This is a genomic window from Actinomycetospora sp. NBRC 106375 (assembly GCF_030269665.1).
Classification (GTDB): Bacteria; Actinomycetota; Actinomycetes; order Mycobacteriales; family Pseudonocardiaceae; genus Actinomycetospora.
This window is the reverse complement of record NZ_BSTS01000014.1, coordinates 22691-36360: the sequence shown is the minus strand read 5'-3', so window position 1 is coordinate 36360 and position 13670 is coordinate 22691. Positions and strand designations below refer to the sequence as shown.

Below are 13670 nucleotides of genomic sequence, written 5' to 3'. Positions count from 1 at the left end.
GGAATCCTTGCCGCATCGAGCATTCCCGAGTTACGTTGCGTAGCTAACTGGCGACGGCGCGTGGAGTGGGTCAATGCTGATCAAGAATCCCGCGAAACAACTGGACTCCGGTTATCTCGACCGGACACCGTTGTTCCAATTCGTCCTGCTGTCGTTGCTGTTCCCGATGTGGGGTGCCGCCGCCGGGCTCAACGACATCCTGATCACGCAGTTCAAGCACGTCTTCGTGCTGTCCGACGCGGCGACGGCGTTCGTGCAGTCGGCGTTCTACGGCGGCTACTTCCTGATCGCGATTCCGGCGTCGCGCATCGTGCGGCGAACGTCGTACAAGGTCGGCGTCCTGATCGGCCTGTCCGTCTACATCATCGGCTGCGGGTTGTTCTTCCCGGCCAGCGGGCTCGCCACGTACGGGATGTTCCTGTTCTGCATCTTCGCCATCGCGATCGGGCTGAGCTTCCTCGAGACGAGCGCGAACACGTACTCGTCGATGCTCGGGCCGCGCCGGACCGCGACTCTGCGGCTGAACATCTCGCAGACCTTCACCCCGATCGGCAACCTGCTGGGCGTGATCCTCGGCAAGTACCTGATCTTCAGCACCGGGGACTCGATCCAGGCGCAGCTGGATGCGGCACCGACGCCCGAGGCGAAGCTCGCGCTGGGCCACGACCTGCTGCAGAACACCCTGCTGCCCTACAAGTACATCCTCGTCGTGCTCGTCGTCCTGCTCGTGCTGTTCCTCGTCACCGACTTCCCGCGCAGCAAACCGCGGGGCGAGGAGGCGGAAAAGCCGGCGGGCCTGGCCGAGACGTTGCGGGTGCTCGGGCGCACCGCGCAGTACCGCAAGGGCATCGTCGCGCAGTTCCTCTACGTCGGTCTGCAGACGGCGGTCTGGTCATTCACGATCCGCGTGGCGCTCGAGCTCTATCCCGGCATGAACGAGCGCGAGGCGACCAACTTCATGATCGCCGGGTTCACGTGCTTCCTCGTCGGGAAGTTCGTCGCGAACACCCTCATCGCGCGGTTCTCGGCCGCACGGGTGCTGGTGATCTACTGCGGCATCGGCGCCGGGTTGCTGGTCGTGGCCGCCTTCGGCCCGGCTGCGTCGGCGATCTGGTTCGTGATCGCGTCCAACCTCGTGATGGGCCCGTGCTGGCCGACGATCTTCGGGCAGACCCTCGACACGATCGGTGACAAGCGCTACCAGGAGACCGGCGGCGCGATCCTGGTCATGGCCATCGTCGGCGGGGCGGTCGTGCCGGTGGTGCAGGGCGGGGTGTCCGACGTCCTCGGGTCGCTGCAGATGTCGTTCGTGGTGTCCGCGCTCTGTTTCCTCGGGATCCTCTTCTACTTCCGCAGCAACCTGCGCCACGACGTCACCGACGACGAGCCCACGCCGGCGATGGCGGCGTCGGGCGAGGGCGACGGGGTACGCGGCGACGACCGCGGATGAGTCGCGCTACAGCAGCGCCTCGAGGTCGGCGGCGATGTCCTCGGGGGCCACCGGCGGCTCGTAGCGCCGGACGACGCGACCGTCCCGGTCGACGAGGAACTTCGTGAAGTTCCACTTCACCTCGTCGGCCCCGGCCTCGGGCCGCAGCTGATGGATCGCGTCGTAGAACCCGCCGTAGGCCGGGCCGAAGTCGCCGGGTGCCTCGGCGCGCAGGAACCCGAACAGCGGTGCGGCGTCGGGACCGTTCACGTCCACCTTGGCGAGCACGGGGAACGTGACGTCGTAGGTGGTGCGGCAGAACTCCTGGATCTCCGCGTCGGTGCCCGGCTCCTGGTCCATGAACTGGTTGCTGGGGAAGCCCAGGACGGTCAGCCCCCGGTCCCGGTCCCGGCGCTGGAGGGCCTCGAGACCCTCGTACTGCGGCGTGAGCCCGCACTTGCTCGCCACGTTCACCACCAGCAGGACACGCCCGGCGTACCGCCCGAGCGGGGCGGCCGTGCCGTCGGCGTCGGACACGGTGAATTCGTGGACGGTGGTCATCGCTCTCCCGGTCATCGAGGCCGCCCCACGTTCTACCCCCTCGGTGACGGCCGGGCCGCCGCGGTCTGGCCGTCGCCGGACCGAGGTCGATCACCAGGTCTCAGAGCACCCCGCGGCGCATCGCCCACAGCGCCGCGCCGACCGGGCCGATCATCACCACGGCCACGAGCAGGCCGCCCACCCATGCACTCGGCATCAGGACCACGGCCAGCACGGCGACGACCGCGACCTGGATCGCGAGGTTCCGGATGCGTGCGGCGGTCCGACGCGATGAGGGCCTGAACGTCGACTCCCCGGCGAGCAGGGCGGACCATTCCGGATCCTCCTGGCGCGTGCTTGCCTCGATCTCGGCGAGTGCATCCCGCTCCCGCGCATCGAGGGGCCGCGCCGGCTCGGGTGGCGTCGGTCCTGCTGCCTCGTCAGCCATGGATCGTCGTCCCCCGGTCGCGCGCCACTGGAACCGCCGACCAGACTTCCCGGCTCACCGATGTCCAGTCTGCCCGATTCAGTCGCCGAGCGCGACGGATGGTCGCCGGCCGACTCGCTGTTCCTTCTCGGCGGCTTCCGCCCCGTGAGAGGCTTGTCCGGTTTCGCTCGGGACGGCGCGACGCCGTGATGACGGGAGACGCGGATGACTGACGTGCAGACGGAGGCGGCGACGACGCAGCCCGAGCCCGGATCCGGTGCCCGGATCAAGCCCGCCGTCTTCTACGGGTCCGCCGCGGTCACGCTCGCCATCGCGCTCTGGGCGATCATCGCGCCGACCTCGGCATCGGACACCATCGGCGCCGTGGTGGGCTGGACCTCGGAATGGTTCGGCTGGTTCTACATCCTGCTGACGACGCTGGTCCTCGTCTTCGTCATCGTCGTCGGCGCGTCCAGACTCGGACGGACCCGACTCGGCCCCGAGCACTCACGGCCCGAGTTCAGCACGTTCGCCTGGGCATCGATGCTCTTCGCCGCCGGCATCGGCACCGACCTCATGTTCTTCGCGGTCGTGGAGCCGGTGACGCAGTACCTCACCCCGCCCCGCGGCGAGGGTGGAACGCTGCAGGCGGCCGAGGACGCCACGGTGTGGACGCTGTTCCACTACGGCATCAGCGGGTGGGGGCTCTACGCGCTGATGGGCATGGCGCTGGCCTACTTCGCCTACCGCCGCAACCTCCCGCTGGCCATCCGTTCCGCGCTGTACCCGATCTTCGGCAAGCGGATCCACGGAGGGGTCGGCACCGCGGTCGACCTCGCCGCCGTACTCGGCACCATCTTCGGCGTCGCCGCCTCGCTCGGCATCGGCGTGGTACTGCTGAACTACGGGCTGTTCTTCCTCTTCGGCATCCCGGAGGGCACCGCGGCCCAGGTCGGCCTGGTCGTCGTGGCCGTCGGGATCGCGACGATCTCCGCCGTGACCGGCGTGGACCGCGGGATCAAGCTGCTGAGCCAGCTCAACGTCCTGCTCGCCATCGGGCTCGCGCTCTTCCTCCTGGTCGCCGGCGACACGGTCTTCCTGCTCAACGGGCTCGTGCAGAACGTCGGCGACTTCCTCAGCTCGTTCCCGGCCCTCACGCTCGAAACGTTCGCCTTCGACCGTCCCGTCGACTGGCTCAATGCCTGGACGCTGTTCTTCTGGGCCTGGTGGATCGCGTGGGCGTCGTTCGTCGGACTGTTCCTGGCCCGCATCTCACGGGGCCGCACCATCCGCCAGTTCGTCGCCGGCACGCTGATCATCCCGTTCACCTACATCGTCATGTGGATCTCGATCTTCGGGAACAGCGCGATCGACGTGATCCGCGACGGCAACGCGGCGTTCGGCGCGAGCACGATGGAGAACAACGCGCAAGGCTTCTACGAGTTGCTCGCGCAGTACCCGGCCGTGCCGTTCGTCGCCGGTCTGGCGACGTTCGTGGGCCTGCTGTTCTACGTGACCTCGGCGGACTCGGCGGCGCTGGTGATGGCCAACCTGACCTCGCACCTGGAGACGCCGCAGTCGGACGGGCGACCGGCCGTGCGCATCTTCTGGGCGGTGGCCACGGGTCTGCTCACCATCGGCATGCTGCTGGTGGGCGGGGTCACCGCGCTGCAGAACGCCACCATCATCATGGGGCTGCCGTTCGCCTTCGTGCTGGCCCTGGTCGCCTACGGCCTGTGGAAGGCGCTGCGCGTCGAGGCCCTGCACGCCGAGAGCCAGCGCTACGCGCTGCGCTCCTCGATCTCCGGTCGCAGCCCCGGCGACGGGCACCGCAGCGGTGTCCCGGGATGGCGCCAGCGACTGGACCGGGCGCTCTCGTTCCCCGACGCGGAGCGCGCGCAGGAGTTCCTCGGCGAGGTCGCGCTCCCGGCGGTCGAGGAAGTGGCCTCACACCTGCGCGAGCGCGGTGTGGAGGCCGAGGCGCGGGACCGCGACGAGAGCGGTGCGAGGGCCGTCGAGCTCGTTGCCGACCTGGGGGAGGAGCGGCAGTTCCTCTACCGCATCGAGCCCCGGGAGGTTCACATCCCGGTCTACGGGCGGGCCGTCCCGAGCGGCACCGACACCTACTGCCGCCTCGAGGTGCACCTGCGTGAGGGCGGCCAGGGCTACGACGTCATGGGCTACACCTACGGGCAGCTGACCGACGACATCCTCGACCAGTACGAGAGAGATCTGGAGTTCGTCCGCATCCAGGAGGTCCAGGGGTGACGTCCACGGCAGGAGCGGGTCGGGTGTCGTCCCCCGTAGGCATCCTCGTTCCGCCTCCGAAGGCGGGTTCGACCGGGCCGCCGGCCCCTCGAGGGCCTCGCCGTCGCGGGGTGAGCTCGCCTCCGGGACGGAGGACCAGAGAGGCCGACCTCTAGACATCTGATGTCTCGCGGTGGCAGCGTGGGGGAGGACGCCGTCGGAGCGGTCCTCGTTCGCACGTCGGCCGTGTAGAGGTCAGAGGAGCGGGCATGGACGGGGTCATCGTCGACGTCGAGACCGTCGATCTCCGCTTCCCGACGTCGTGGGCCCTCGACGGGTCCGACGCCGTCAACGAGGCGCCGGACTACTCGGCCGCCTACGTCGTCCTGCGCACCGACGTCGGCCTCGAGGGCCACGGCTTCACCTTCACGATCGGGCGGGGCAACGAGCTCGCGGTCGCGGCCGCGGAGGCGATCGGCCGCCGGGCGCGGGGGTGGTCGATCGCCGAGCTCGTCGCCGACCCGGGCGGCTTCTCGCGCCACCTCCAGGCCGACAGCCAGCTGCGCTGGCTCGGCCCGGCCAAAGGAACCATCCAGCTCGGGCTCGCCGCCGTCGTCAACGCGGCGTGGGACCTCATCGGCAAGGCCACGGGCAGGCCGGTGTGGAAGGTGCTCGCGGACATGAGCCCGCAGCAGCTGGTCGATCTCGTCGACTGGCGCTACCTGCGCGACACGCTCACCCCCGAGGCCGCGCTGGAGATGCTGGAGAAGCAGGTCCCGGGACGGGCCGAGCGCGAGGCGGTCCTGCGCGAGGAGGGCTATCCCGCCTACACCACGAGCGCGGGCTGGCTGGGCTACGACGACGACAAGCTCGTGCGGCTCTGCCGCGAGGCGGTGGCCGCGGGCTGGGAGTCGATCAAGCTCAAGGTCGGCGGGAACCTCGAGGACGACGTCCGTCGCTGCGCGCTCGCCCGGGACGTCCTCGGCCCCCACGGCCGCCTGATGATCGACGCCAACCAGGCGCTCGGCGCCGGCGACGCCGTGCGCTGGATGGAGGCGCTGGCGCCGTCGGACGTCTGGTGGTTCGAGGAGCCGACCAGCCCGGACGACGTCCTCGCGCACGCCGCGATCGCTCGGGCGATCGCACCGACTCGCGTGGCGACCGGCGAGCACGCGCACAACGCGGTCATGTTCAAGCAGTTCCTGGCCGCGGGCGCCATGGGCGTCTGCCAGCTCGACGCGGCCCGGCCGGGCGGCGTCGACGAGGCCGTGGCGGTGCTGCTGCTCGCCGCCGCCCACGACGTGCCGGTCTGCCCGCACGCCGGCGGGGTCGGGCTGTGCGAGCTGGTCCAGCACCTGTCGATGTTCGACTACGTCGCCGTCAGCGGCTCCCGCGAGGAACGGATGATCGAGTACGTCGATCACCTGCACGAGCACTTCGTCGACCCGGTCCGGATGCAGGGGCCGTCCTACCTGCCGCCGACCCGGCCGGGGTACAGCGCCGAGATCCTGGCGGAGACCCGAGCCGCGTACGCCTTCCCCCACGGCGCGGTCTGGGCGGGACCATGACGCCGGCGACGGAGCGCGCGGCCGACAGCGTCGTCGACCGCGTCATCGGCGCGGTGGTCGCCCGGGTCGAGAGCGGGGAGTTCTCGGCGGGGGAGCGCCTGCCCCCGGAGGCCGACCTGGCCGCCCAGCTCGACGTCTCGCGCCTGTCGCTGCGCGAGGCGGTGCGCGCCCTGGTCGGCGCCGGGGTGCTGGAGGTGCGTCGCGGGTCGGGCACGTTCGTGACCGATCTGCGCCCCGATCGCCTCGTGCGAGCCTCCGGCACGTTCCTCGACCTGGTCGGGGAGCAGGGGGTCGCCGAGCTGTTCGAGTGCCGGCGGGTGCTCGAACCGGGGGTGACGGCCCTCGCCGCGACGCGCGTCGACGAGACCGCCCTGCGGGACCTCCAGGACCGGCTCGACCGCATGCGCGGCCTCCACGAGCCCGAGCGTCTCGTCGCCGAGGACCTCGACTTCCACGCCGCGATCGCCACCGCCGCCGGCAACGCCACCTTGGCGGCGCTGACCGGCGCCGTCGCCGGGCGCACCGCCCGCGTGCGGATCTGGCGCGCCGTCGTCGAGCACGACGTCCTGTCCTGGACCCACGACCAGCACACCGCGATCCTGCGCGCCCTGCGCCACCGCGACTCGCTCGCGGCCTGGACCGCCGCCACCACGCACGTCACCGAGGTCGAGGAGTGGGTCCGCGCCCACCTCGACCGGAGAGGTGGGCAATGATGACCACCGCAGACGCCGGCACCGCGACGCCGATCGGGCGCACGCGATGGCTCCGGCTCATCCCCGTGGCCGTGATCGTCTACGTCATCTCGTTCATGGACCGGACCAACATCAGCTTCGCGTTCTCCGGCCTGGGCCAGGAGCTGGGGATCGACAAGGCCCAGCAGGGTCTCGCCGGGGGCATCTTCTTCATCGGCTACCTCGTGCTCCAGATCCCCGGCGGACACCTGGCCGAGCGGTGGAGCGCCAAGAAGTTCGTCGCGATCATGATCGTCGCGTGGGGCATCTTCGCGGTGCTCTCGGGTGTCGTGCAGGACTTCGGTCAGCTGCTGGTGGTGCGCTTCCTGCTGGGCGTGGCCGAGGGCGGCATCTGGCCGGCGATCCTCGTGCTGATCAGCCACTGGTTCCCGACCGAGGAGCGCGCCCGGGCCTTCGGCATCTGGATGATGAACATCCCGCTGTCCTCGATCATCACCGCGCCGCTGTCGGGCTGGATCCTCTCGTTCTCCGACTGGCGCGGGCTGTTCTTCATCCAGGGCGCCCTGCCGTTCGTCATCGCCCTGCCGCTGTGGTTGTGGCTGGTCGCGGACCGCCCGTCCCGGGCGAAATGGGTCGGGCCGGCCGAGCGGGAGTGGATCGAGCGCTCGCTCGCCGAGGACGAGAAGGACGCCCCGGCGTTCGCGGGCTACGGGCAGGTGTTCCGCTCCGGCGTCGTGTGGCGCCTGGTCGTCGTGTACTTCCTCATCCAGGTCGGCTTCTACGGCCTGACGCTGTGGCTGCCGACGCTGCTCAAGGCCACGACCGGCGGCAACAGCGTGCTCGTCGGCTGGCTCACCGCCATCCCCTACGTCGTGGCCGCCGTCGCGATGTACCTCAACGCGCGCGCGGCCGACCGCAACCGTCGCTACGGCTTCCACGTGCTGGTCTCGCTGGTCGTCGGTGCCGTGGCTCTCGTCGCCTCCGTCGCGCTGGGCAGCATCCCGGTGCTGTCCATCGCCCTGGTCTGCGTGGCGACCGCCGGTGTGCTCGCCTACGACGGACCGTTCTGGGCCAGCGCGTCGCTCGCGGTGCCGGTCGCCCTGGCCGGCGGCGCGATGGGGCTGGTCAACGCGCTGGGCAACCTCGGCGGGTTCGTCGGGCCCTACCTCGGCGGCTACCTGCAGGACCTCTCGGGCGGCAGCTTCCTGTCCACCTCGATCGTGCTGGCCGTGGCGCTGCTGCTCGGTGGCCTGATCATGATCACGCTGCGGGGCCGGGCGAACCCGGGACCGGCCGCGGTGAAGCCGGAGACCACGAGTGCGGGCGGCGCGCGGTGAGCGGGCGCAGCACGGCGTGGTTCGGCGCCGAGGGCCGGTCGGGGATGATCCACCGCTCCTGGATGCGCAACCAGGGCGTCACCGACGAGGTCTTCGACGGGCGCCCGGTGATCGGCATCGCCACGACGTGGTCGGAGCTGGTGCCCTGCAACGCCCACCTGCACCGCGTCGCCGAGGCGGTGAAGCGGGGGGTGTGGCAGTCCGGCGGGTTCCCGCGGGAGTTCCCGTGCACGGGGCTCGGCGAGACGCTGCTGCGTCCCACCGCGATGCTCTACCGCAACCTCCTGGCGATGGAGGCCGAGGAGCTGATGCGCGCCAACCCGCTCGACGGGCTGGTCCTGCTCTCCGGCTGCGACAAGACGACACCGGGCCTGCTCATGGCCGCGTCCAGCGTGGACATCCCGTCGATCATGGTGACCGGCGGGCCGATGCTCAGCGGGAAGTACCAGGGCCGGGAGCTCGGCTCGGGCACCCAGGTGTGGCGCTTCGAGGAGGAGCTCGCCGCGGGGACGATCACCCCGGCCGAGTGCGCGGTCGCCGAGGGCGCGATGGCCCGCTCACCCGGGCACTGCATGACGATGGGCACCGCCTCGACGATGGCCTGCCTGGCCGAGGCGCTGGGCATGCAGCTGCCCTACTCGGCGACATGGCCCGCCGTCGACGCCCGCCGCGACCAGACCGCCCAGCGGGCGGGGCAGCGCATCGTCGAGCTCGTCACCGGCGACGTCCGGCCCTCGACGATCATGACGCGGGAGGCGTTCGAGGACGCGGTCCGCGTCAACGCCGCGATCGGCGGGTCGACCAACGCCGTCATCCACCTCCAGGCGATCGCGGGCCGGCTCGGCGTGCCGTTCTCCCTCGACGACGTCGACCGGTTCGGCCGCGACGTCCCGACGCTGGTCGACCTCGAGCCGTCGGGCCGTTTCCTCATGGAGGACCTCTGCTATGCGGGCGGCCTGCCCGCGGTGATGGCCGAGATCGCCGACCTGCTCCACCTCGGGCGCCCGACCGTCGCGGGCGGCACCGTCAAGGAGGCGATCGCCGACGCCGCGTGCTGGAACCGCGAGGTCATCCGCCCGTTCGACGAGCCGATGGCGCCGGCGGGCAGCGGCACCGCCGTCCTGCGGGGCAACCTCGCGCCCGACGGTGCCGTGATCAAGCAGTCGGCGGCGTCGCCGGAGCTGCAGCGGCACCGCGGCCGCGCGCTGGTGTTCGAGTCGCCCGAGGAGTACCGGGCGGTCAGCGACGAGCTCGAGGTGGATCCGTCCACGGTGCTGGTCCTGCGCAACAACGGGCCCCGCGGCTATCCGGGGATGCCCGAGGTCGCGAACGTCGGGCTCCCGCGCAAGCTGCTCGAGCGCGGGGTGCGCGACATGGTGCGCGTGAGCGACGGGCGGATGTCGGGCACCGCGTACGGCACGGTCGTGCTGCACGTCGCCCCGGAGGCCGCGGTCGGGGGTCCGCTCGCGCTGGTGGAGTCTGGCGACGAGATCGAGCTCGACGTGCCGGGCCGCGCCCTGACCCTGCACGTCGACGACGACGAGCTCGCCCGCCGCCGGGAGCGGTGGCGGGCGCCGGGCGCGGCGGAGACCCGCGGCTGGACCCGCCTCTACACCGAGCACGTGCTGCAGGCCGACCGCGGCGCGGACCTCGACTTCCTGGTCGGCCGCAGCGGGGCCGAGGTCCCGCGCGAGTCCCACTGACACCTCGGAGGAGGAACGAGATGGAACCCGTCTTCACCGGCGTCGGGGTCGCCCTGGTGACGCTCTTCGACGACCAGCGGGCGCTCGACGCCGACGCCACGGCCGGCCTGGCCGCGCGGCTGGTCGAGCTGGGCGCCGACGCGATCGTGGTCGCCGGCACGACCGGCGAGGCCGACGCCCTCGACGACGACGAACGGCTGCGGCTGTTCACGGCGGTGCGCGCCGCGGTCGGGGACACCCCCGTCGTGGGCGGCACCGGCGCCGCGTCGACCCACCAGGCCGCCCGTCTGACGGCGCGGGCCGGCGACACGGGCGTGGACGCGGTCATCGCGCGGACCCCGCGCGGGCTCGACGACCCCACCGGCTACTACCGGGAGATCGCCGCGGCCGCGGGGTCGACGCCCGTGCTCGCGTACCACTTCCCGGCGGTCTCCCCGCCCGGCATCCCCGTGGGGATGCTGCCCTCGCTGCCCGTCACGGGCGTCAAGGACTCCTCGGGTGACCCGACCCGCCTCCTGGCCACCGTCGACTCCTACGCCGGCCCGGTCTGGACCGGGAACCCGGCGCTGATCCACATGGCCGGGGCGCTCGGCTGCGCGGGCGGCATCCTCGCGCTCGCCAACGTCGCCCCCGAGCTCTGCGTCGCGGCGTACGCCGGCGACGCGGACGCCCTGCGCAAGATCACCCCGACTCACCTCGCGTGCGAGACCGACTTCCCCCGCGGGGTCAAGCAGCTCGTCGCGGAGCGGTTCGGCACGTCGGACGTCGTCCGGATGGGATGAGGGATCTCCATGGCCACCTCCGAGACCGGCCGGGCCACGGGCCCGCTGCTCCGGCTGCCCGCGGCGCCGGCAGCGTTGCGGGAGCGACGGGTGGGGGTGGCGACCGCTCTGCGGTACTTCGGACCCGGAGCGATCATCGCGTCGCTCACGATCGGCAGTGGGGAGTCCATCCTCGCCTCCCGTGAGGGCGCCGTCTTCGGCTACGCCGTGCTGTGGGCCGTGGTGGTGGGGTGCCTCGCCAAGGGCGGGCTCGTGTACGCCTCGAACCGCTACATCACCCTCACCGGCGAGCACCCGATGCGGCGCTTCGCCCGGGTGATGCCGGGGCCGCGCGGGTGGTTCCCGATCGTCCTCGCGGTGATCTGCTTCGCCTCCTTCCCCGGCTGGGCCAGCGGCGTCGCGACCGCACTGGGGGACTACCTCGACGCCCTCGGGTTCGGCGACGCCACGCTGTGGGCCCTCGGCGTCCTGCTCCTCGCCGCGGGCCTGTCGTTCATCGGCGGCTACGCGGTGCTGGAGAAGGTCCAGGTCGCGATCGCCGGGCTCATGGTGCTGCTGGTCCTCATCGCGGTGTTCGTGTCGAACCCGGACTGGCTCGGTGCTCTCCGCGGTCTGCTGCCCGTCATCCCCGACTACGCGCCGTTCGTGGCCGAGCGCTACCCCGACGTCGCGGAGACCTCCGTGTGGGTCGAGCTGGCGGTGTTCATGGGCGGCCTCGGCGGCGGGATGTACGACTACATCGGCTACACCGGCATGCTGCGCGAGAAGAAATGGGGGTTGCTCGGCCACCGCGACGCCGACCGGATCGAGGCCGACCTCGCGGCGCAGGACGACCGCGCGCCGATCCCGCTGTCGACCGAGCCCGAGGACGTGGCCAACGCCCGCGCCTGGAGCCGGGCCCCGCTGTTCGACATGCTCGCGGCGTTCGTGGCCCTCGCGGTGATCGCGACCGCGTTCATGATGAACGGGGCCACCATTCTCGGGGCCCAGCAGCAGGTGCCCGAGGAGAACGACGTCCTGACCTACCAGTCACAGTTCTTCGGTGTGGTCGCGCCGGTGTTCGAGTACTTCTACATCGTCGCGATCGTCATGGTCCTCTTCGGCACGGTGTACGCGCTCTGGGAGGCGTATTCCTGGACCGCCTACGAGAGCCTCGCGGCGGTGTCGGCGACGGTGCGGGCGCGCGGGCAGCGCGGTATCCGGCCGTTCGTCTACGGCTGGACCGGCGCGATCGCGGTGGTCGCCATCCTGTCCGACCTGAGCTTCACCGACCTGGTCACGCCGGCATCGATTCTGGGCGGCGTGTTCGCGTGCGGCATCTACGGCGCCGGGCTGCTCTACATCGACCGGGTCAACCTCCCGGCGCCCTACCGGATGGGTCGGACCCTGCGGGTGCTCGTCGCGCTCGGGTCGCTCTTCCTCACCGCCTGCGGCCTCGTCGCGATCCTCGAGCTGGTGGGGGTGATCGCGTGAGCACCAGGGTGACGTGGCGCTACCTCGTGCTCGCGGTGGGGTTCCTGGCCCTGGCCGGGGTCCGAGCCGCGCAGGGGGCGACGGTGTGGGCGGTGGTGTTCGCGGTCGCCGCGGCGGCCGACCTGTGGCTCGCGCTGCGGGACGGCCAGGGGCAGGCAGCGCCGGGTGCGCCCGCCGACGCCGATCCCCGCGAGGTCGCGGGCGAGCGGGCACACTGTCTGGCAGCGCTGCGCCGGTGGCAGGTCCTCGCCCTGGTGGGGGCGCTGCTCGCCGCCGGGCTGCTGCTGGTGGAGCCGCCCCTCGCGGTGCTCGCCGCAGCGGCGGTGCTGTTCGCCGTGCTCCGGGCCCGCCGCGTGCGGCGCTACGCCGCGATGCTCCCGGCGCCGCCGCCGCCCGCCGTCCCGCGGGCCGTCACCTCGCCCGAGGTCGCCGGGTCGCGGTGACGGGCGCGCCGCGGCCCTGTTCCGCGGCGGGCGTCCGGGGTAACCCGGCGGCTGACGCGGGATCGGGGAGGTGCTGATGGGCTGGCCGGGCTGGGGAGCCCTGCTGACGACGTGGCAACCGTCGTGGTGGGTCGACGCGCTGGTGGCCGTCGCCGCGATCGCCTACGGGGTCGGGGTGCGCCGCGCCGCGCGGACGGAGGTCCGGTGGCCGCCCGCCCGGACGGCCGCGTTCGCCGCGGCGCTCGTCGGCCTCCTCGTCACCTTCGACTCGGGTATCGCCGTGTACAGCCACCCCTCCTTCGGGGTCCACATGGTCATGCACCTGATGCTGATCATGGTGGTGCCTGCGCTGTGGGTGGCGGGCGGCCCGGCCGAGCTCGTCCGCTTCGTCGGGCCCCCTCGCGTGCGCGCCGCCCTCGAGTCGTTCAACGCGTCTCGCGTCGGACGGGGCCTGTTCCACCCGGCCACGGTGCTCGTGGTCTACGGGCTGGTCGTCGTGCTGACCCACCTCACGGGCTTCATGCAGGCCATGGCGGACAACATGGCACTGCACCACCTCGAGCAGGCGCTCTACCTCGGCGCCGGGCTGTTGTTCTTCGCCACCGCCCTGGGTGCCGACGCCACACCGTCGCGGCCCTCGTTCCTCGGCCGGTTCGCGCTGATGATGCTCGCGATGGGCGTCGACACCCTCGTCGGTCTCGTGCTGCTCCTGTCACCCCGCTCGCCGTTCCCGGCGTACGAGCTCACCGACGTGCGGATCGGTGGCGCCCTGATGTGGGCCGGGGGAGACGCGCTGATGATGCTCGTGATCGTCGTGCTCGCCCGCTGGTGGGTGCGCTCGTCCGGCCGTGGGCCGGAACTCGGTCCCTGGCTGGAGTCGGTGCGCCGCGAAGCGCTGGGCCTCGGGACCGGGCCGGGCCCCGGTCGTGGAGAGCCGGAGGACGGTGTCGACGACGACGAGGAGTCGCTCGCCGCGTACAACCGCATGCTCGCCCGTCTCCACGACCGGGAGCGGTGACCCGCTCGGCG

Annotated in this window: 12 protein-coding genes; 10 read left to right on the top strand and 2 right to left on the bottom strand. The window is 71.9% G+C overall.

Annotation, left to right across the window (positions count from 1 at the left end):
- The first annotated feature begins 73 nt into the window (after nucleotides 1-73).
- Nucleotides 74-1450, top strand: a complete 1377-nt coding sequence (gene fucP / locus QSK03_RS22340) for an L-fucose:H+ symporter permease (RefSeq protein ID WP_285656870.1) — start codon at nucleotides 74-76, stop codon at nucleotides 1448-1450.
- Nucleotides 1451-1456: 6 nt separating this feature from the next.
- Here fucP and QSK03_RS22335 read toward each other — a convergent pair whose 3' ends face one another.
- Nucleotides 1457-1990, bottom strand: a complete 534-nt coding sequence (locus tag QSK03_RS22335) for a glutathione peroxidase (RefSeq protein ID WP_285656868.1) — start codon at nucleotides 1988-1990, stop codon at nucleotides 1457-1459.
- A 100-nt stretch (nucleotides 1991-2090) separates the two neighbouring features.
- The gene (locus QSK03_RS22330) at nucleotides 2091-2417 is read right to left on the bottom strand and encodes a DUF3040 domain-containing protein (protein ID WP_285656865.1); all 327 of its coding nucleotides are present in this window, start codon (nucleotides 2415-2417) and stop codon (nucleotides 2091-2093) included.
- Nucleotides 2418-2621: 204 nt separating this feature from the next.
- Here QSK03_RS22330 and betT point away from each other — a divergent pair, with 204 nt between their 5' ends.
- The 9 genes from betT to QSK03_RS22285 all read left to right on the top strand — a co-directional run bounded on the left by betT (nucleotide 2622) and on the right by QSK03_RS22285 (nucleotide 13659).
- A complete protein-coding gene (gene betT, locus QSK03_RS22325) occupies nucleotides 2622-4664 on the top strand; it encodes a choline BCCT transporter BetT (RefSeq protein ID WP_285656863.1) in 2043 nt (680 codons plus the stop codon).
- Nucleotides 4665-4912: 248 nt separating this feature from the next.
- Nucleotides 4913-6211, top strand: coding sequence for an enolase C-terminal domain-like protein (locus QSK03_RS22320; RefSeq protein WP_285656860.1), 1299 nt, complete (start codon nucleotides 4913-4915; stop codon nucleotides 6209-6211).
- Entirely contained in the window at nucleotides 6208-6924 is a 717-nt protein-coding gene (locus QSK03_RS22315; RefSeq protein WP_285656857.1) for a FadR/GntR family transcriptional regulator, read from the top strand. Before QSK03_RS22320 ends, QSK03_RS22315 begins: the two co-directional genes overlap by 4 nt.
- Nucleotides 6924-8240: an MFS transporter gene (locus QSK03_RS22310; protein ID WP_285656854.1), complete on the top strand. Its 1317-nt coding sequence runs from the start codon at nucleotides 6924-6926 to the stop codon at nucleotides 8238-8240. Before QSK03_RS22315 ends, QSK03_RS22310 begins: the two co-directional genes overlap by 1 nt.
- A complete protein-coding gene (locus QSK03_RS22305; protein WP_285656851.1) occupies nucleotides 8237-9943 on the top strand; it encodes an IlvD/Edd family dehydratase in 1707 nt (568 codons plus the stop codon). The genes QSK03_RS22310 and QSK03_RS22305 overlap by 4 nt, the downstream gene beginning before the upstream one ends.
- Nucleotides 9944-9963: 20 nt before the next feature.
- Nucleotides 9964-10725 carry a dihydrodipicolinate synthase family protein gene (locus tag QSK03_RS22300; RefSeq protein ID WP_285656848.1) on the top strand — a complete coding sequence of 254 codons (762 nt, stop codon included), beginning with the start codon at nucleotides 9964-9966 and terminating at the stop codon, nucleotides 10723-10725.
- Between the two features lie 9 nt (nucleotides 10726-10734).
- The gene (locus QSK03_RS22295) at nucleotides 10735-12198 is read left to right on the top strand and encodes an Nramp family divalent metal transporter (protein ID WP_285656845.1); all 1464 of its coding nucleotides are present in this window, start codon (nucleotides 10735-10737) and stop codon (nucleotides 12196-12198) included.
- Nucleotides 12195-12641, top strand: a complete 447-nt coding sequence (locus QSK03_RS22290) for a hypothetical protein (RefSeq protein WP_285656843.1) — start codon at nucleotides 12195-12197, stop codon at nucleotides 12639-12641. Before QSK03_RS22295 ends, QSK03_RS22290 begins: the two co-directional genes overlap by 4 nt.
- Nucleotides 12642-12717: 76 nt before the next feature.
- The gene (locus QSK03_RS22285) at nucleotides 12718-13659 is read left to right on the top strand and encodes a cytochrome c oxidase assembly protein (RefSeq protein ID WP_285656840.1); all 942 of its coding nucleotides are present in this window, start codon (nucleotides 12718-12720) and stop codon (nucleotides 13657-13659) included.
- Nucleotides 13660-13670 lie beyond the last annotated feature (11 nt).